Here is an 18,086-nt window from a genome sequence, read left to right on the forward strand (position 1 = left end):
ACCAACGGGAATCCCCGTGGGATGACGGCTACTTGTTGTTTGTATGTTTCGATTTCACTGTGTCGTTCTACTTGTGCCGCGCCTCGTGCGCGGCTTATTCAACCAACACCGGGATTCGCCATGAACCAGACCAGCACTTTTGCGCAGACTCCGGCTCTCATGCCGCTAATCTGCATCGACCGCATCGAGGAAACTGCCGATGCGGCCACCTTCGCCTTCCGCACCCATGACGCCAAACCGGTCGACTACAAGCCCGGCCAGTTCGTCATCTTCCAGGTCGATGTCGCCGACGAACAACTGCACCGCGCCTATTCGCTGTCCTCCACGCCGTCGCGCCCCGAGCATGTCGCCATCACCATCAAGCGCGTGCCCGGCGGCAGGGTTTCCAATCATCTGCTCGACCATCTCAAGCCGGGGCACATGCTGCGCGCCATGCCGCCGGCGGGAGAATTCAACCTGATCGACCGCCCGTCGACCGGCAAACTGGTACTGCTCAGCGCCGGCAGCGGCATCACGCCATGCATTTCGATTGCACGCTGGCTGCTCGACACCACGCCGCAGGCGGACATCCAGTTCGTCTACAGCGCCAGAAGCCCGGCCGACGTCATCATGGCCGCCGAACTCGCGCGCCTGCACGACGCGCACGACAATTTCAAACTGATCCGCATCGTCGATCAGGATCCGGTCGAGGGCGACATCCAGGGGCCGCTCGATGCGGCACTGTTCGAGCGCCTGATCCCCGATTTGCAAGGCCGCACCATTTTCACCTGCGGCCCGGCCGGCTACATGCAGGCCATCGAATCCTTCGCCAGCGCGCGCGACTTCGACATGAAATATTTCCACAAGGAAAGCTTCGTGCCGGCGACCGCCAATGCCGCCAGCGCCGACGACGCTATCTCCTATGAGCTGCAGGCGCCGCAGTTCGGCAAGTCCGCGCGCATCGACAGCAGCCAGAGCCTGCTCCAAGTGCTTGAAAGCGCCGCGCTGCCGGTAATCGGCGCGTGCCGCGCTGGCGTCTGCGGTTCGTGCAAGTGCCGCGTCGTCAGCGGCGAAGTCAGTTCGCGCAGCACAGCGACGCTGAGCGAAGCCGACATCGCCGCCGGCTATGTGCTGGCCTGTAGCACGCAGGCGCGTTCCGATCTGGTGATCGAGATATAGGGGCCTATTCGAGGCCGCCCAAGCGAAAGCGCTTGCGCTTGGGTGGACGGTAGGTTTCGAAATCGGCGCGGCAAAATGCGATCAGCATTTGCTGTCGTGGAGGCGGCCAGTATCAGTTGAAGCAGATCATCAACTCAGGGCGAGTGACCAACTGCTTACGCCCCCAAGCGGCCTGTCGTTACAAGGGAAGCAGACTTTCAACGTGGAAGTGAGCGGCCTGCGCGGCTTTTCGCGCAGGTCCGCTCGACTGAAAGGTTATGCATCTGGCACCAACCTAGCGGGCATAAGCTGAAAGTTCTCAGTGTCAATTTTCATCGAGCTATCAACGCACGAGTTCTGGTCGCACCAATAGTTGTGGTAGTTCGCTGCCCAGAGATACTTCGTCCAAACAGATGGGCGAGACCTCAGCAGCACGAGCTTCTCCTCAATCCTTGCCTTATGCGCAGCAAGTTCCTGTTCGTAGAAGTACCCGTCCTCGGGGATAAGAGTGTCCAGGTAGTTCACGAAATACTGACCGTCGCTGTCTCGAAGAAGGTCTCGGTTTTGCGGTGCATGAGCGCCACGGCCGTAGTATTCAAGATGCCGATTCACAGCGACTTGAGCAGATGGCGAAAGGACTATTCTTGGATCACGGGCCAACGTTGTTTCGGCTTCGTAGGCTTCGATCAATCCTGCACCGAAAACTGCGATGTCGTCCATGTATAGATCGCCAATCGCAATTGCGCCGCGCACGAAGAAGCCTTCCATCGTCATAAGCATCTGGAAGTAGGACACCGAGTCGAACACGCTACCAAGTTCAATTTCACCATCATAACGGATCGGCTGGCCGATGACGATGTTGTCTGTGAAAGCTCGGAATGCAGAGAAGTCCTTGTCTCGTAGTTTTTGTAGAGTGTCGTCCGAGTGATTCGGATCGACTTGCTGTCGTGACAAATTTAGGGCCTTATGAAGTCTGGCAAGTAAGGCTTGCCTATCGTTTGAAGTCGTCGATTTCACGAGATCCATATAGCCCAAGATATCTATGAACGCGACGACAGAACGTCTCAGTTTCGGAGTGCCATCGGATTCAACATATGGGTTACGAGACTCGGCTGGCACAGGCGTCCTAAGATGCGTAACGTGATGTAGTAGACATCAAAAAGGCCGTATACGCTGGAGCAGCATGCCGTATACGCTGGTGCCGCATATCTTAACTTGCTGTTTTCTCATTATTCACCATAGTGAAATACGGCATCGTCCCTCTGAAAACTCGGCACATTCAATAACGCACAGCGCCGACGCTGTTTCACATCGTTATACAAATTAGCAGGCAACACCGGGCGTCCGGTACTGGCCGATATGAGCCTCATGATAAATGAAAATACGATCCAGCAGCACTCGCCCCAAAGCGGAACTAGGAATTTCTCTTTAGCGGACATTCAGAGCCGCCTAACCTCAGACTACTATGGTCAGGGGTCAGGATATTTTTCCCCTTTTTGAACGCTTGGACTGACGCCTTTCCCGAACATCGTCGCCGTCGACAAGGCATGCGCCGAACTGGCGGCTTTCGCCAAGGCGGCACCCGGTTTGCAGCCCGACGCCGCAGCCTGACAAAAACAAAATCCCAATAGAGATCGTGGAACTGCGGGGTCTGACCCCGCGGGGGGCGCTTACCCAATAAACGCTACACTATGTGGAGACAATGATGAATACGGTGTTAGCAATGATAGATAAATCAGAAGCCGTCCTTGAAACGAAGCAGCAACGGACAGTGCTTTGGGTCGTGGCATTGGCCATGACCGGCCTCATCTTCGATGGCTACGACCTCGTGGTCTACGGCACCTGCGTGTCGACCTTCCTGCGTGATGCTTCGCAGCTTGGCCCCGTGTCACCAGCAACAGCCGGCGCCCTAGGCAGCTATGCCTTGTTCGGTGTGCTGGTCGGCGCGCTGCTGGCCGGCAGCGTTGGCGACATCCTCGGCCGCCGCAAGGTGATGCTTGCCGCCTATGTCTGGTTCTCCATCGCCATGGCCATCACCGCCATGATGAGTTCGGTGGCCGCATTCGGCGTCATGCGCTTCATCACTGGCCTCGGGGTCGGCGCACTGTTGGCCATGACCGGGGCGCTGGTTTCGGAATACGCGCCCAAGGGGAAGAAGAACCTGCTCAATGCCATCGTCTACTCCGGCATCCCGGTTGGCAGCCTGCTGGCGGCATTGCTCGCCATTCTGCTGCTCGAGTACATCGGCTGGCACGGCATGTTCCTGATCGGTGCGCTGCCAATCGTCACGCTGCTGCCCCTAGCTTACTTCAAGATGCCCGAGTCGGTGGCCTGGCTAGCATCACGCGGACGCATGCATGAGGCTCGGGCAGTAGCCAAACAGACCGGTTTCGATATTCCCATGCCACCCGCAGCAAGCGGCTCGGACTCGGAACTATCCGAAGACAAAGCGGGGTTCGCAGGGTTATTCAAGTCCTATCCGATCCCGACCATCCTGCTTGGCCTGATGAGCGCAACGGGCCTGATGCTAGTCTATTCGCTCAACACCTGGCTGCCCGAGTTGATGCTGCGGGCTGGCTTCAACGCCAAAGGCTCGTTGTCTTTCCTGCTGGTGCTCAACGGGGGTGCTGTGATCGGCGCCCTGATGGGGTCGAACGTTGCTGACCGCTTCGGTCCGAAAATGGTGGTGGCGGCGTGTTTCGGCATCGGTGCGCTATCCATCGCAGCACTCACCTTCGGCTTTTCACTGGGCATCCTGCTTGCCATGGTTGCCATTGTCGGCCTTGGTACCAGCGGTACCCAGACCCTGATCTATGGACTGGTGGCAAATTACTACCGCATCAACGTCCGTGGCGCCGGTGTCGCCTGGTGTGCCGGCTTTGGCCGCATCGGTGGTGTTGGCGGCCCGATGCTGGGCGGCTATCTGGCAGGGGCGGATTTTCCACTCGAAACTATTTTCTACATTCTGGCCAGCTTGGCGGTACTGGGAGGCATCCTCACGCTGCTGGTGCCAACAGCCAAGGGGGGATTGAACTTCGGTGGCCATCTAGCCGCCCCATGCCGGAGAAACTGATGCCAATTCGATGTACCGGCGGATTCTGGTCGCCCTCGATGCCACGCAGGCCGATCACTACCAGTACACGCTTAAACGGATCAAACGCTTGGTGCGCATGGCGGGGGGGGGGTCGGTGCATATCCGTATCTGCTGCGGCAACTCACCATCGATCTTCCTATCGCTTTACTTTGTTTCATGGGAAGATATCTGATTCATTCACTGTAACCGCCTGAAATCGAAAGGATATCGACATGGCAATCTCAATGTATGCGGCCTCGGCGCCGACCTTCGTGCAATTCCTCACCAGCCTGTCAGCCAATCTCGACAAGACCGCCGCCCACGCCGCCGCTAAGAATATCGATCCGGCAATCTATCTGCGTACACAGCTGTATCCCGACATGCGGCCCCTAGCGACGCAGGTGAGCCTTGCCAATCGCCATGCCATCAACACCTGCGCGCGTCTTGCCGGAGTCGACCCGCTCGTGCTGCCGACCTCAGAGCCGAGCATGGACGATCTCAAGCAGCGTCTCGACCTGACCATTCGTTATCTCAACGGCTTCACGCCGGCGCAGCTCGACGGCACCGAGGACAAGGAGATCGTCGTCAAGTATCCGAGCGGCGTCGAGCGGCGTTTCACCGGGCAGGCGATGCTGCTTAGCCTTAGCCTGCCGAACTTCTATTTCCACGTTACCGCTGCGCATTGCATCCTGCGCCATTGCGGTATCGACATTGGCAAGAAGGACTTCAACTCGGCGCAGCATCTATTCAGCGGCGACTGCGCCTGCCAGCCGGTCAAGGCATAAGGTCAGGCGCTGCTGCCGGCGCAGCGCCACTTTTCAGTCCCGCAGCAAGGCTCGAACCACCCACCCGTGCGGGAAGGTCTTCGGCGTTGACCCCGAGGCCACGCAAAGCGTCTGGACCCTCGTAGCGGAACAATCCACGACCAACCGCATGACAGCCAGAACGCAATCGTTGAACTCTTCGGAGTGTTGATACCCCTGGTGAATACTTTCAATGGCATTGCGTTACCGAGAGACCTGGTCGCTCGACGGTCCAATGGATCCACGATGCATTCGATGCCGGCTCGAGGATCAAGGACCGCCGCGGCACCTCTGGCCTGTTGCTGATCAAGCGATTACCCGTGAACGACTGGTTTCCGGGCACGTCAGTGACCGACCGGTTATGGCCGGTTGCGGTCATTGTATCGCATCGTCATCATCGGCCGCTTCGGCTGAAGAACTGACATCATGCTGGTGGCAATACACCAGAAAACTGCCCCTCACCATCGGGTTATCTCAAATACAACGACGATACAACCGTTAGGTTAAGTGCAGCAAGACTGACCGCAACTGCGCGAAGCACAGGACTGTTCATCTAACTATCTTATCGACAGCGACCAGCCATAGAACCGCAATCACATAGGCTTTGAAACAATAGCCGATATTGCCTCTGGCAAGAATCGTTGCCGGGATTCCATAGCGCCCCTGAATCGCTAGATTAATACCTGACATTGGGCCCACCGTGAGGCCTATTGCCCACGCCTGAACAAATACCAACGCGAGCAAATCCGGTGCAGGATGCAAAGGTGCCAACCAGGCGGCTGCCATGGCGATAGTTATCACCGTATGGATGCCGATGACCGAGAGCAATATCATGACGAGCAATACGATTGCCGCCTCGATGGCCCCAAATTCCGAGAATGGCAGCCAGACAGCGCCCGTTTCCATCAACGAACGCAATCCGCTTGCAAATACGCCTGCCGAAAGGAAGAGGACGAGTTCGCCTGACATCCTTGGTAGGCGCTGCTGGGCGTGTTGATAAATCGATTGCCACGCAACTTGCGGCCCATGCCCGACAACGCTTATTACGGTGACATAGCCGAGCGAAGCCAGGCTGATGACGGAAAGAGCAGACCAGTGAGGGAATAGCCAGTGCCCCAAAGCAACCAGTATGGCCAGCATGGCAGGGGTACGGAGCGCGTCGAGATGCATGGGATACCCGACAAAGTCGGCCCCATTGTTACCCATTGATTTTTTGATATCGAGAACCGCAATGCATATCAGGACTGAGGCCAGTGCCGCACCCTTTGCAGCTAATCCAAGAGGATTGGCACCGGGTGCATAAGTAAGTGCAGTTGCCGTGGCGGCAAAGAAAGGTGACCAGAGCGCAGCGGCAAGAAAGGCTCTTTCAAGGATCAAGGCTTGTTGAGGAAGCGGTTTGCCATTTGGGCCAATTCGTTCGGCTATGATGAAAACTGCGGAGAGATTGATCACCGCTCCGAGGAGGTGCGCGCCCAAAGCTGTACGCCAGAGGGCGGACTGCCCCCGTGGCAAAGTATCATCCTCCCCCTCGGAAGTGCTGAGCATTTGCAAGAAGCTCACTGCAGCGAGCATGCCCAATAGCGCTGTATTCTGGCTCAGGAGCAACAGCCAGTCCGGATGCCCCCCTCTGGCCAGGCTTAAACCGTAGGCAAGAATCCCTATGCCGGAAATGAATAGCGCCTGGCGCTGTTGGGATGCGGCTAATTGCGGCCATAACAACAGTCCTGCCAGCCACGCTGCAATGCCCGCCCACCATATGAGTGGACCACTTGCCGTTCCTGCCAATGCGGCTAATACGGTCATTGCTACCAGCATCAATGATGCAATGGCACGTACATTCGGATAGATAAGCTTGATGAAAATCTCCTGAGTGCGACAGGGAGCGTCAATAAAACCGTGCTTTAGATGGGCAGCTAGTGTGGTGTTCCATAAATCCGTTGCTTATATTTTGATTCGTCATTCCGGACGCCGCGTCATGAGCCGAAGCCCCGGGCTTGACCCGGGGGGCGAGCCGGAATCCAGCGACTTTTCAAGACCCTGGATTCCCGCCTTCGCGGGAACGACCGAAGGAAGTCCCTGTGGGATGACGCCGCAATTTATTCAATGTATTTCTGATACAGGACACTAGCCAGCCGCTGCATTACTCGATGCCCTGGCTCGCCAGGTATTCCTCATAGGTGCCGCGATAATCGACGATGGTTCGGTCTTGCCTGATTTCAATGATCCGCGTCGCCAGCGAGGAGACGAATTCGCGGTCGTGCGAGACAAAGAGCAGCGTGCCGGGAAATTTTTCCAGGCCGGTGTTCAATGACTCGATGGATTCCATGTCGAGGTGGTTGGTCGGTTCGTCCATCAGCAGCACGTTGCGGCGCAGGAGCATCAGCTTGCCGAACAGCATGCGGCCCTGCTCGCCGCCCGAGATGACCTTGACCGATTTTTTCACCTCGTCGCCGGAAAACAGCAGGCGGCCGAGCGTGCCGCGAATCAGCGTTTCGACGTCGCCGCCTTCATAGCCGCCTTCGCGCACCCATTGCTTGATCCAGTCGGTGAGCGCTTCGCCGCCGACGAAATCATTGGCATGGTCCTGCGCGAAATAGCCGGGCTTGGCTTTCTCGGCCCACTTCACCGTGCCATGCTGCGGCGTCAGTCCGCCCAGCGCGGCACCGGCGATGAGTCGCAGCAGCGTGGTCTTGCCGACGCCGTTCTCGCCGATGATGGCGACCTTGTCGCCGGCATCGATGGTGATGCCGAAGTTTTTGATGATCGGTTGCTTCGCGTCGTAGCCGAAGGTCAGCTTCTCGACCTCGACGGCGTGGCGGTGCAGCTTGTCCTTTTCGTCATATTCGAAGCGGATCCACGGGTACTGGCGCGACGAGGGCTTCATGTCCTCGACCTTGATCTTCTCGATCTGCCGGGCGCGGCTGGTGGCCTGGCGCGCCTTCGACTTGTTGGCCGAGAAGCGGCGCACGAACTCCTGCAACTCGGCGACTTTTTCCTTGGCCCGGGCGTTGTCCTTGGCCAGTTGCGCACGGGCCTGGGTCGATGCCTCCATGTAATCGTCGTAATTGCCGGGATAGACCTGGATGCGGCCGTAATCCAGATCGGCCATGTGGGTGCACACCTGGTTCAGGAAGTGGCGGTCGTGGCTGATGATGACCATCGTGCTGTTGCGCTCGTTGAGTATGTTTTCGAGCCAGCGGATGGTGTTGATGTCGAGGTTGTTGGTCGGTTCGTCGAGCAGCAAGATATCGGGATTGGCGAACAGCGCCTGGCACAGCAGCACGCGCAGCTTCCAGCCCGGCGCGACTTCCTTCATCGGCCCATTGTGCTGCGCGGTCGGGATGTCGACGCCGAGCAGCAGTTCGCCCGCGCGCGCCTCGGCGGTGTAGCCGTCGTATTCGGCGAACTTGCTCTCGAGTTCGGCGGCGTGCATGTAGTCTTCTTCGCTCGCCTCGGGGTTGGCGTAGATGGCATCCTTTTCCTGCATGCAGGCCCACATTTCGGCGTGGCCCATCATCACCACGTCAAGCACGCGCACGTCCTCGTAGGCGAACTGGTCCTGGCGCAGAAAGGCCATGCGTTCACCGCTGTCGAGCGACACGTTGCCCGCGGACGATTCCAGCAGACCGGCGAGGATTTTCATGAACGTGGTCTTGCCCGAGCCGTTGGCCCCGATCAGGCCGTAGCGGTTGCCCTCGCCGAACTTGACGGAGACGTTCTCGAACAGGGGCTTGGCCCCGAACTGCATGGTAATATTTGACGCGACCAACATTGACTTTGCCTCTTGGATTGCGCCGGCCGTGCATATAGCGCCGGACTTGAAAAAACCCGCAATTCTACCTTTTATCGACCATGTCCCCAGCCCTTGATGTCGCTCGCCGTGGCCAGGTATTCACGCCGCCCGAAGTGGTGGAGCGCATGCTCGCCCTGCGCCGCAATCGGGGCCGGGTGCTGGACCCCGCCTGCGGCGACGGCGCTTTTTCGTCGCGCCTGCCCGGTTGCGTGGCCATTGAAATCGATGCCGCCATCTGCCCACCCGAGGCGCTGGCCGATAACTTTTTTGCCTACTCCGAAGCGGAAAAATTCGACACCATCGTCGGCAACCCGCCGTATGTGAAGGCGCGCGACATCCTGCACGACACGCGCCAGCGTCTGGCCTCGCAACTGCTCAACGGCCACGCCAACCTCTACCTGTATTTCATCGAGAAGTGCGTGCGCCATCTCAAACCCGGCGGCGAGCTGATTTTCATCACGCCGCGCGACTTCCTCAAATCCACCGGCGCGGCCCGGCTCAATACCTGGCTGTTCGAGCAGGGCACCATTACCGATATCGAGGATCTCGGCGATGCGCGCATCTTCGCCGGCGCCACGCCGAATTGCGCGATCTGGCGCTTCGAGAAAGGCGATCTCTCGCACCGCACCCGCGACGGCCGGCGCATGACGCTTTGCGGCGGGCAGTTGCTGTTTGCCCGTGGCATCTACAGCGTGCCGCTGGCCAGCGTGTTCAGCGTTCGAGTCGGCGCGGTGTCGGGCGCCGACGATATTTTCACGAATGCCGAATTGGGCAATGCCGATTTTGTCTGCTCGAAAACAGCCGCTACCGGCGAGCTGCGGCGCATGATTTTCGATCAGCCGCTGCCCGAGCTCGAAGCACACAAGGAGCGGCTGCTGGCACGGCGCGTGACCAGGTTCGATGAACACAACTGGTGGAAGTGGGGCCGCCGCCACCATGTCTCCGATGCGCCGCGCATCTATGTCAATAACAAGACACGCAACCCGCGGCCTTTTTTTCTCAACGACTGCAGGAACTACGACGGCGCAATACTCGCCCTGTTCCCGCACCGCAAGACGCTGGATGCGGCCGCGATGCGACAACTCACCACGCTGCTCAACGATGTCGACTGGGCCGAGCTTGGCTTTATTTGCGATGGCCGCCATCTGTTTTCGCAGCGCAGCCTCGAGCAGACGCCGTTGCCCGAGAGCTTTGCGCCATTTGCCGTCGACGGGCTGGTGTAACATCGCCTCTGATTTCCACTCGGACATCACTTCATGGTTCCCCATCTCACCACCGCACTGACCGGCCCCTTGCTCGATCTGGAGAAACGCTTCATCGATGGCGGCGCCAGCATCGAGCAATGGCTGCGTCGCCAATGGCAGGAACACACACCACCGTTCTATGCCTCGGTCGATTTGCGCAACTCCGGCTTCAAGCTGGCGCCCGTTGATACCAACCTGTTCCCCGGCGGTTTCAACAATCTCAATCCGGAGTTCCTGCCGCTCTGCGTACAGGCGACGATGGTGGCGATCGATAAAATCTGCCCGGATGCCCGGGACCTGCTGCTGATCCCGGAGAACCATACGCGCAACCAGTTTTATCTGCAGAACGTGGCGCGGCTGGCTGCGATCCTGCGCCATACCGGGCTCAATGTGCGCATCGGTTCGCTGCTGCCGGACATCGCCAGCCCCACGACGCTGAATCTCGACGACGGCCAGACGCTGACGCTGGAGCCGTTGAAGCGCATCGGCAGCGAAGGACGCCGCCTCGGCCTCGACGGCTTTGATCCCTGCGCGATCCTGCTCAATAACGATCTTTCCGCCGGCGTGCCGGAGATATTGAAGAACCTTAACGAACAGTTCCTGCTCCCGCCCCTGCATGCCGGTTGGCATGTACGGCGCAAGTCGAGCCATTTCCAGGCTTACAGCGAAGTGGCGAATGACTTTGGCGCCTATCTCGGCATCGATCCCTGGCTGATCGACCCGATGTTCGGCGTCTGCGGCGAAATCAATTTTCAGGAGCGTACCGGCGAGGAGTGCCTTGCCGCGAACGTGGACGCGCTGCTGACGCGCATCCGCGCCAAGTATCTCGAATACGGCGTCAATGACCAGCCTTTTGTCATCGTCAAGGCCGACGCCGGCACTTATGGCATGGGCATCATGACTGTGCACGACGCCAGCGAAGTCAGGGGACTGAACCGCCGCCAGCGCAACAAGATGGCGGTGGTGAAGGAAGGCCTGCCGGTCACCGAAGTCATCATCCAGGAAGGCGTGCCCACCTTCGAAACCGTCGATGAGGGCGTCGCCGAGCCGGTGATCTACATGATCGACCGCTACGTCGTTGGCGGTTTTTATCGCGTCAACGCGGCGCGCGGCCGCGACGAGAACCTCAACGCGCCGGGCATGCACTTCAAGCCGCTCGCCTTCGAAATCGGCTGCCTGCTACCCGACAGGGGCCAGGCACCCGATGCGCCGCCCAACCGCTTTTACGCTTATGGCGTGGTGGCGCGCCTGGCGCTGCTGGCCGCCGCCATCGAGCTGGAGCGCGCCGCGCCCGCTGCGGCGTAGCTGCCTTTCACGCCGGCAACCAGCACTGATATTTTTGTTGTTGGACTCGCGTTAATGATTATTTTGCGCACTGGGGGTTATTCATGATCGGCCTGTTTCTCATCACGCACACGACTTACGGCGAATCGCTGATCCAGTGCGTCTGTCATGTGCTCAACAAGCGGCCGCCACAAGTGGCGCAACTGGGCGTTGCCTTGCAGGACGATCCGCTCAACCTGCTGCCGCTGGCGCGCGACATGATGAAGTGGGTCGATTCCGGCAAGGGAGTTCTGATCATGACCGATGTCTACGGCGCAACGCCGGCCAACATCACGATGAAGCTGCTGGAGCCGGGACGCATCGAAGGCCTCGCCGGCGTCAATTTGCCGATGCTGCTGCGCGCGCTGACCTACCGCGACAAGGACATGGAAACACTGGTGGCGCGTGCCACCAGCGGCGGCCGCGACGGCATCATCAACATGATGAAGCATTGAACGACTAAATCTCCCGGCCACAGAAGTGGCTGATCAACCGTCCTGATTGATGGTCTTGATCAGTTGCGCAAGGGTAGCATCCGCCTTGTCGCTGCTCACCTGGCAGGTTCCGGCGGCTTCATGGCCGTCGCCGCCATATTTGAGCATCAGCGCGCCCCGGGTTTTCAGAATAACGCCGAAATCCACTTCAACGACATATAAACAGGACGCGGGTAATGCCGCGCCGCTGTGTCAGAGTGCTTCCATGGCGACGACCACTATAACAAAAGGCCAGTGTCATCGCCATGCGCCGACACTGGCCAAACAAGGGATATCCCCGATTGCTCCCGGCTATACGGGTTGCGACGCGACGCGGTCGTAGAATTCGAGGACGCTGTCGCGGTGATCTGCGTCCATCTTCGCCATCGCCTCGCGCGGGTGCTGGTTGAGCGTCCCCGAGATCATGTAAGGGACCGAATAGCCCCACTCGATCTTGCGATACCACGGCAGGACGACCTTGTCGATCGCCTCGACCAGCGGCCGGACGCGGAACTTCGGGTTCTTGAGGAACGACAGCAGCAATTCGAGCGGGCAGTTGCCGGCGCCGCGGCCAAAGCCGTACAGGGTCGCGTCGAGGTAGTTCGCGTTGGCGATGATTCCGGCGATCGTGTTGGCGAACGCCAGTTGCTGGTTATTGTGCATGTGCAAGCCGATCGTCTTGCCGGGCAGATGTTCCTGGTAAAGATGAACAAGGTGCTCGATGTCTTCCTGATAGTAGTTGCCAAAACTGTCGACCACATAGATGACCGGCACGCGGCTCTTGCCGAGATCGTCGAGCGCCTCGTTCAGTTCGCGGCCGGTGACTGTCGACACCGCCATCAGATTGATCGTCGCCTCATAGCCCTTGTCCATGACGTGGTGAGCGAGTTCGACAGCCGCGTCGACCTGATGCGCATAACATGCGACGCGGACCATGTCGAGCGAGCTCTGGTCGGCCGGCGGGATGTCATTGAAATCGATGCGGCCGATGTCGGCCATCGCGGCAAACTTGATCTTCTTCGGTTCCTTTCCGATGATGCGCTTCAGGTCGGGTTCGGCACAGAACTTCCAGGCACCGTATTCGGAACGGGGAAAGGCCGACTCGGAGCTGAGGTAGCCGATTTCCATGTAGTCGACGCCGGCGGCGGCTACCGATTCATAGACTTGCTTGACGAATGCATCATCAAACTGCCATTTGTTCATGAGCCCGCCGTCGCGGACGGTGCAATCGATGACTTTGATTTCTGGACGGTACATAGCGGAATTATCCTCTTGCAAATGTGGTGTGCTCTGCGTTGGTTTCTGCCTGAATCCCGTGAATGCGAGCACTGCAAAAGTATATCACCGAGGCACCGCCGGAGCTCTCGGGAGCCTTATCCCGGCAGGTTTTGCCGCCGTCGAACTCGCCAGGTTGAGAGAGGCTCCATCGATTCCGGGTATCCCATGCTATTTGAGAAACGCCGCATCGAGCAGGCTCAAGTTGACACCCGGCATCCGCGCTTATCGCCCCTTGAACTGCGGCGCCCTTTTTTCCAGGAAGGCGTTCAGCCCCTCCCGGTAGTCTTCGCTGTCCAGAAAAGCGAAGTTGTCGTGGAACTCGGCAGCGCTCAAGGCGCGCACTTCTGCCATCAGGCGCCGCACCAGTTGCTTGTGCGCACGAGCAACCAGGGGAGCGCCGGACGCAATGCGCATCGCGGCGGCATGGCATTCGCGCTCGAGTTCATCATCATCAACAACCCTGGTGAGCAGCCGCTTCTCATAAGCTTCATGTGCCGACAGCAGGCGCCCTTCGAGCAGGATTTCAAGTGCAACGGCGGGGCCCGCAAGCGCTACCAGCCCGATCAGTTCGGTCGCCGCCATGGTAAAGCCCAGTTTCATGATGGGCGCACCGAAGCGTGCGCTTGAAGCGGCAATGCGCAGATCGCAGCAACTGGCGATCTCTAGCCCGCCACCGATGCAGGGTCCCGCGATCATGGCAACGGTGGGATGCCGGCAAGCCACGATTGACTTCAGCGCCTCGGCCACCCAAACATCGTGATACTGCCGGGCCTGCCCGAAATCTGCACGCAACTTGAGGAACTCTTTTACGTCGCCACCTGCGGCAAAGCATTCACCCGCGCCACGGATGACTATGCAGCGCAAGCTTTCATCGTCATGCAGCGACGTCATGGCCGATTTAAGTTCGCGCCACATCGCCGCATTAAGGGCGTTGAGTTTCGCTGGATTGGAAAGTATTAGCGTCGCTATCGGCGCTTCCGGATCGCGCTGCAACAAAATGCTCTTGCTCATCTTGGTCTTTGCAACTGTGCCAGTGCCGCGCGGCCCGAGAGCAGGTGGTCGTGCATGGCACGCCCCGCTTCGTTGGGCTCGTGGCGCTTGATTGCGGCCATCACCTGCCGGTGCTCCAGCATCGATTCATGGATGCGGCCGCCGACTTCGAGCGACTGGCGCCGCGTCAGCTTGATGACCTTGCGTGTATCCTCGATCAATTGTTTGAGCCAGCGATTGCCGGCGATGTCCTGCAAGGCGGTGTGGAAAGCGTCGTTGGCCGCGAAGAAGCGGTTGGTGTCGCCTGTCGCGGCATGGTGTTCGAGGTCGGCGTGGATATGTTCGAGTTCCGCGATATCGCGCGCGCCTGCCTTGAGTGCCGCCTCATAGGCGGCGCGCCCTTCGAGTAGCGCCATGATCGGAAAAACCTCATCGAGGTCGGCATCCGACAGTTCGGCGACGTAGCAACCGCGCCGCGGCTTGAGCAGCACCAGGCCTTCCGATGCCAGCACCTTGAGCGCTTCGCGCATCGGCGTGCGCGAGATGCCGAACTGGTCGGCCAGCGCCTGTTCGTCGATCCAGCTGCCCGGCGCGAGTTCGTGCGCAAAGATACTGGCGCGCAGGCGCTCGGCGACCTCTTCGTAGAGGGCGGTGCGGGTGATCGTCGTGGCGCCGGAAGCGGCGGCGCGCGTAGTAGTTGCATTCATAATTATGGATAACGTATTATACAGGGGTGCCCGGTGTCAAGGGTTATATTCTTTCCGACCAACAAATAGATCGACGCTTTGCTGCTCACTGCCGGGCAGCGCATTGGAGCCGCAAACAAATGAGCAAATATCCAGAGGTCAAGGCAGCATCTCTCGGCGCATGGGCCACTGCCGCGGCCAAGTCGGCGCCGGGCGGCGCGGTGAGCAGGCTCGACTGGGTGACGCCGGAAGGCATCGCCGTCAAGCCGCTCTACACCAGGGCCGACACCGAGAACCTGCCTTACGCCGACACCCTGCCCGGTTTCGAACCCTTCCTGCGCGGCCCGCAAGCCACCATGTACGCCGTGCGGCCGTGGACCATCCGCCAGTACGCCGGTTTTTCCACCGCCGAGGAATCCAACGCCTTCTACCGCAAGGCGCTGGCCGCCGGCGGCCAGGGCGTGTCGGTCGCCTTCGACCTCGCCACGCACCGCGGTTACGACTCCGATCATCCGCGCGTGGTCGGCGATGTCGGCAAGGCCGGCGTGGCCATCGACTCGGTCGAGGACATGAAGATTTTGTTCGACGGCATTCCGCTCGACAAGGTGTCGGTATCGATGACCATGAACGGCGCAGTACTGCCGATCCTCGCCGGCTATGTCGTTGCCGCCGAAGAGCAGGGCGTAGCGCAAGACAAGCTCGCGGGCACGATCCAAAACGACATCCTCAAGGAGTTCATGGTTCGCAACACCTACATCTACCCGCCCGAGCCGTCGATGCGCATCATCGCCGACGTCATCGGCTACACGGCGCGGAACATGCCGAAGTTCAATTCGATCTCGATCTCCGGCTATCACATGCAGGAAGCAGGCGCGACCCAGGCGCTGGAACTTGCCTTCACGCTGGCCGATGGCCGCGAATATGTGAAGACGGCCCTGGCTGCCGGCATGGGCGTCGATGATTTTGCGGGCCGCCTGTCGTTCTTCTGGGCGATCGGCATGAACTTCTATCTTGAAATCGCCAAAATGCGCGCCGCGCGCCTGCTCTGGTGGCGCATCATGAAAGAGTTCGCCCCCAAGAACCCGAAGTCGCTGATGCTGCGCACCCACTGCCAGACCTCGGGTTGGTCGCTGACCGAGCAGGATCCCTACAACAACGTGGTGCGCACTACCATCGAAGCCATGGCGGCGGTGTTCGGCGGCACGCAATCGCTGCACACCAATGCCCTCGATGAGGCCATCGCGCTACCGACCGAATTCTCGGCCCGCATCGCGCGCAACACCCAGCTCATCATCCAGGAAGAAACCCATATCACCAATGTGATCGACCCCTGGGCCGGTTCCTACATGATGGAAAAGCTGACGCAGGACATCGCCGATGCGGCCTGGGCCATCATCGAGGAAGTCGAGAAGATGGGCGGCATGACACATGCCGTCGAATCGGGATGGGCCAAGCTGCAGATCGAGAAATGCGCCGCTGAAAAACAGGCGCGCATCGACTCCGGCCAGGATGTGATCGTCGGCGTCAATAAATACAAGCTGGCAAAAGAAGCGGCGATCGATACGCTCGACGTGGATAACCATGCCGTGCGCGAAGGCCAGGTGGCACGTCTGGCGAAGATTCGCGCCACGCGCGATGGCGTCGCGGTACAACAGGCGCTCGATGCGCTCACCGATGCCGCCAGGAACAAGACCGGCAACCTGCTCGATCTCGCCATCAAGGCCTCGCGCCTGCGTGCGACGGTGGGCGAAATTTCCGATGCGCTGGAAAAAGTCTGGGGCCGCCATCGCGCCGTCAACCAGACCGTCTCCGGCGTGTATAGCGCGGCATTCGGCGAGGACGGCACCATGCAAACATTGAAAACCGACATCGAAGCTTTCGTTGCCGAAGAAGGCCGCCGCCCGCGCATCATGGTGGCCAAGCTGGGCCAGGACGGCCATGACCGCGGCGCGAAAGTCGTCGCTACCGCCTTCGCCGATCTCGGCTTCGACGTGGACGTCGGCCCGCTGTTCCAGACCCCCGAAGAAGCCGCGCGCCAGGCCGTGGAAAACGATGTTCATGCCATCGGCGTATCGACGCTGGCGGCCGGCCACAAGACGCTGGTGCCGGCGCTGATCAAGGCGCTGAACGACCAGGGCGCCACGGACATCATCGTCTTCGTCGGCGGCGTGATCCCGGCGCAGGACTACGACGCATTGTTCGCCGCCGGCGCCAGGGGCGTGTTCGGTCCCGGCACGCCGATTCCGGTTTCGGCGGCAGAAGTGCTGAAACAGATTCGCCTCGCGCGCAAGGGCTGATGACAACGACTGCCCTTGGCGAGCAGGACGCCGCCCTGGTGAAGGGCGTGCTGGCGCACGAGCGGCGTGCGCTGGCGAAGACCATCACGCTGCTGGAGAGTACGCGCGCCGATCATCGCGAGCGCGGCCGGCAGGTGCTGGAAGCGCTGTTGCCGCACAGCGGAAAGTCGATCCGCATCGGCATCTCGGGTGTCCCCGGCGTCGGCAAGTCGACTTTCATCGAAGCGCTGGGCATGTTGCTGATCGGCCGCGGTCACCGTGTTGCAGTGCTTGCCATCGATCCCTCGTCGTCGATATCCGGTGGCTCGATTCTCGGCGACAAGACGCGCATGGAACAGCTCTCGATGCGCGATGAAGCCTTCATCCGCCCCTCGCCTTCAGCGGGCTCACTGGGCGGCGTGGCCGACAAGACGCGCGAAGCGATGCTGGCCTGCGAAGCAGCCGGTTTCGACATCGTGATCGTCGAAACCGTCGGCGTCGGCCAATCCGAGACTGAGGTCGCCGGCATGACCGACGTGTTTGTGCTGCTGCAATTGCCCAACGCCGGCGACGACCTGCAGGCGATCAAGAAGGGCATTGTCGAACTCGCCGATGTGGTGGTTTTCAACAAGGCCGACATCGATCTTCGCGCCACCGAAATGGCGGTGGCGCAGATGCAGTCGGCGCTGGCGTTGCTACACCCGGCGACGCAGCACTGGAAAGTGCCGGTGCTGAAGATCAGCGCCACGCGCGGCGACGGCATCGACCTGTTCTGGCAAACCATCGACGGCTATCGCCAGTCGATGGAATCGCACGGCGCCATCGCCGCACGGCGCCGGCAGCAGGCGCTGGCCTGGATGTGGCACCTGATCGAAAGCGGCCTGCATCAACGCTTCAACGACAACCCCGGCGTCAAGCATGCATTGCCGGCATTGGCGCAGGCGGTACAGGCGGGAACCATCACACCCTCGGCTGCGGCCCGGCAACTGTTGAATTATTAGGATTTTTGG

The 18,086-nt window shown here is 59.9% G+C and carries 16 protein-coding genes; 9 read left to right on the forward strand and 7 right to left on the reverse strand.

Annotated elements, in window-relative coordinates:
- The first annotated feature begins 120 nt into the window (after nt 1-120).
- Entirely contained in the window at nt 121-1,158 is a 1,038-nt protein-coding gene (locus K5E80_RS09445; protein WP_220635910.1) for an FAD-binding oxidoreductase, read from the forward strand.
- A gap of 255 nt (nt 1,159-1,413) precedes the next feature.
- Here K5E80_RS09445 and K5E80_RS09450 read toward each other — a convergent pair whose 3' ends face one another.
- The gene (locus K5E80_RS09450; protein ID WP_220635911.1) at nt 1,414-2,163 is read right to left on the reverse strand and encodes a hypothetical protein; all 750 of its coding nucleotides are present in this window, start codon (nt 2,161-2,163) and stop codon (nt 1,414-1,416) included.
- Between the two features lie 697 nt (nt 2,164-2,860).
- Between K5E80_RS09450 and K5E80_RS09455 the strand changes: the two genes are divergently transcribed.
- The 3 genes from K5E80_RS09455 to K5E80_RS09465 are packed head-to-tail and all read left to right on the forward strand — an operon-like array spanning nt 2,861 to nt 4,995.
- Entirely contained in the window at nt 2,861-4,210 is a 1,350-nt protein-coding gene (locus K5E80_RS09455) for an MFS transporter (RefSeq protein ID WP_220635912.1), read from the forward strand.
- Nucleotides 4,211-4,220: 10 nt separating this feature from the next.
- Nucleotides 4,221-4,403, forward strand: coding sequence for a hypothetical protein (locus K5E80_RS09460; protein ID WP_220635913.1), 183 nt, complete (start codon nt 4,221-4,223; stop codon nt 4,401-4,403).
- Nucleotides 4,404-4,443: 40 nt separating this feature from the next.
- Nucleotides 4,444-4,995 carry a DUF1993 domain-containing protein gene (locus tag K5E80_RS09465; protein WP_220635914.1) on the forward strand — a complete coding sequence of 184 codons (552 nt, stop codon included), beginning with the start codon at nt 4,444-4,446 and terminating at the stop codon, nt 4,993-4,995.
- A gap of 567 nt (nt 4,996-5,562) precedes the next feature.
- Here K5E80_RS09465 and K5E80_RS09470 read toward each other — a convergent pair.
- Nucleotides 5,563-6,828 (reverse strand): hypothetical protein, encoded by a 1,266-nt coding sequence (locus tag K5E80_RS09470; RefSeq protein WP_220635915.1) that lies wholly within the window; start codon nt 6,826-6,828, stop codon nt 5,563-5,565.
- Between the two features lie 325 nt (nt 6,829-7,153).
- A complete protein-coding gene (locus K5E80_RS09475) occupies nt 7,154-8,785 on the reverse strand; it encodes an ABC-F family ATPase (protein WP_220635916.1) in 1,632 nt (543 codons plus the stop codon).
- Between the two features lie 80 nt (nt 8,786-8,865).
- Between K5E80_RS09475 and K5E80_RS09480 the strand changes: the two genes are divergently transcribed.
- From K5E80_RS09480 to K5E80_RS09490, 3 genes are all read left to right on the forward strand, one after another.
- Nucleotides 8,866-10,029: an HsdM family class I SAM-dependent methyltransferase gene (locus K5E80_RS09480; protein ID WP_220635917.1), complete on the forward strand. Its 1,164-nt coding sequence runs from the start codon at nt 8,866-8,868 to the stop codon at nt 10,027-10,029.
- 33 nt (nt 10,030-10,062) lie between these two features.
- Nucleotides 10,063-11,355 (forward strand): glutamate--cysteine ligase, encoded by a 1,293-nt coding sequence (gshA, locus tag K5E80_RS09485; protein WP_220635918.1) that lies wholly within the window; start codon nt 10,063-10,065, stop codon nt 11,353-11,355.
- A gap of 83 nt (nt 11,356-11,438) precedes the next feature.
- Nucleotides 11,439-11,828, forward strand: coding sequence for a PTS sugar transporter subunit IIA (locus K5E80_RS09490; protein ID WP_220635919.1), 390 nt, complete (start codon nt 11,439-11,441; stop codon nt 11,826-11,828).
- 33 nt (nt 11,829-11,861) lie between these two features.
- Here K5E80_RS09490 and K5E80_RS09495 read toward each other — a convergent pair whose 3' ends face one another.
- The 4 genes from K5E80_RS09495 to K5E80_RS09510 form a co-directional block, all read right to left on the reverse strand.
- Nucleotides 11,862-12,014 carry a hypothetical protein gene (locus K5E80_RS09495; RefSeq protein WP_220635920.1) on the reverse strand — a complete coding sequence of 51 codons (153 nt, stop codon included), beginning with the start codon at nt 12,012-12,014 and terminating at the stop codon, nt 11,862-11,864.
- Nucleotides 12,015-12,158: 144 nt separating this feature from the next.
- Nucleotides 12,159-13,103: an aldolase catalytic domain-containing protein gene (locus K5E80_RS09500; RefSeq protein ID WP_220635921.1), complete on the reverse strand. Its 945-nt coding sequence runs from the start codon at nt 13,101-13,103 to the stop codon at nt 12,159-12,161.
- 243 nt (nt 13,104-13,346) lie between these two features.
- Complete coding sequence (locus K5E80_RS09505; RefSeq protein WP_220635922.1) at nt 13,347-14,135, reverse strand: enoyl-CoA hydratase/isomerase family protein; 789 nt, start codon at nt 14,133-14,135, stop codon at nt 13,347-13,349.
- Nucleotides 14,132-14,821 carry a GntR family transcriptional regulator gene (locus tag K5E80_RS09510; protein ID WP_220635923.1) on the reverse strand — a complete coding sequence of 230 codons (690 nt, stop codon included), beginning with the start codon at nt 14,819-14,821 and terminating at the stop codon, nt 14,132-14,134. Before K5E80_RS09510 ends, K5E80_RS09505 begins: the two co-directional genes overlap by 4 nt.
- A 119-nt stretch (nt 14,822-14,940) precedes the next feature.
- On the opposite strand from K5E80_RS09510, the gene scpA reads away from it, so the two are divergent.
- On the forward strand, nt 14,941-17,097 hold the full coding sequence (scpA, locus tag K5E80_RS09515) for a methylmalonyl-CoA mutase (protein WP_220635924.1): 2,157 nt from the start codon (nt 14,941-14,943) through the stop codon (nt 17,095-17,097).
- Entirely contained in the window at nt 17,097-18,077 is a 981-nt protein-coding gene (gene meaB, locus K5E80_RS09520; RefSeq protein WP_220635925.1) for a methylmalonyl Co-A mutase-associated GTPase MeaB, read from the forward strand. Before scpA ends, meaB begins: the two co-directional genes overlap by 1 nt.
- The last annotated feature ends 9 nt before the right edge of the window (nt 18,078-18,086 follow it).

The organism is Georgfuchsia toluolica (assembly GCF_907163265.1).
GTDB classification, from domain to species: Bacteria; Pseudomonadota; Gammaproteobacteria; order Burkholderiales; family Rhodocyclaceae; genus Georgfuchsia; species Georgfuchsia toluolica.

Coding starts and splice junctions, on each gene's coding strand:
- K5E80_RS09445 (WP_220635910.1), top strand. CDS start 121: ATGAACCAGACCAGCACTTTTGCGCAGACTCCGGCTCTCATGCCGCTA.
- K5E80_RS09450 (WP_220635911.1), bottom strand. CDS start 2,163: ATGGATCTCGTGAAATCGACGACTTCAAACGATAGGCAAGCCTTACTT.
- K5E80_RS09455 (WP_220635912.1), top strand. CDS start 2,861: ATGATAGATAAATCAGAAGCCGTCCTTGAAACGAAGCAGCAACGGACA.
- K5E80_RS09460 (WP_220635913.1), top strand. CDS start 4,221: ATGTACCGGCGGATTCTGGTCGCCCTCGATGCCACGCAGGCCGATCAC.
- K5E80_RS09465 (WP_220635914.1), top strand. CDS start 4,444: ATGGCAATCTCAATGTATGCGGCCTCGGCGCCGACCTTCGTGCAATTC.
- K5E80_RS09470 (WP_220635915.1), bottom strand. CDS start 6,828: ATGCTGGTAGCAATGACCGTATTAGCCGCATTGGCAGGAACGGCAAGT.
- K5E80_RS09475 (WP_220635916.1), bottom strand. CDS start 8,785: ATGTTGGTCGCGTCAAATATTACCATGCAGTTCGGGGCCAAGCCCCTG.
- K5E80_RS09480 (WP_220635917.1), top strand. CDS start 8,866: ATGTCCCCAGCCCTTGATGTCGCTCGCCGTGGCCAGGTATTCACGCCG.
- gshA (WP_220635918.1), top strand. CDS start 10,063: ATGGTTCCCCATCTCACCACCGCACTGACCGGCCCCTTGCTCGATCTG.
- K5E80_RS09490 (WP_220635919.1), top strand. CDS start 11,439: ATGATCGGCCTGTTTCTCATCACGCACACGACTTACGGCGAATCGCTG.
- K5E80_RS09500 (WP_220635921.1), bottom strand. CDS start 13,103: ATGTACCGTCCAGAAATCAAAGTCATCGATTGCACCGTCCGCGACGGC.
- K5E80_RS09505 (WP_220635922.1), bottom strand. CDS start 14,135: ATGAGCAAGAGCATTTTGTTGCAGCGCGATCCGGAAGCGCCGATAGCG.
- K5E80_RS09510 (WP_220635923.1), bottom strand. CDS start 14,821: ATGAATGCAACTACTACGCGCGCCGCCGCTTCCGGCGCCACGACGATC.
- scpA (WP_220635924.1), top strand. CDS start 14,941: ATGAGCAAATATCCAGAGGTCAAGGCAGCATCTCTCGGCGCATGGGCC.
- meaB (WP_220635925.1), top strand. CDS start 17,097: ATGACAACGACTGCCCTTGGCGAGCAGGACGCCGCCCTGGTGAAGGGC.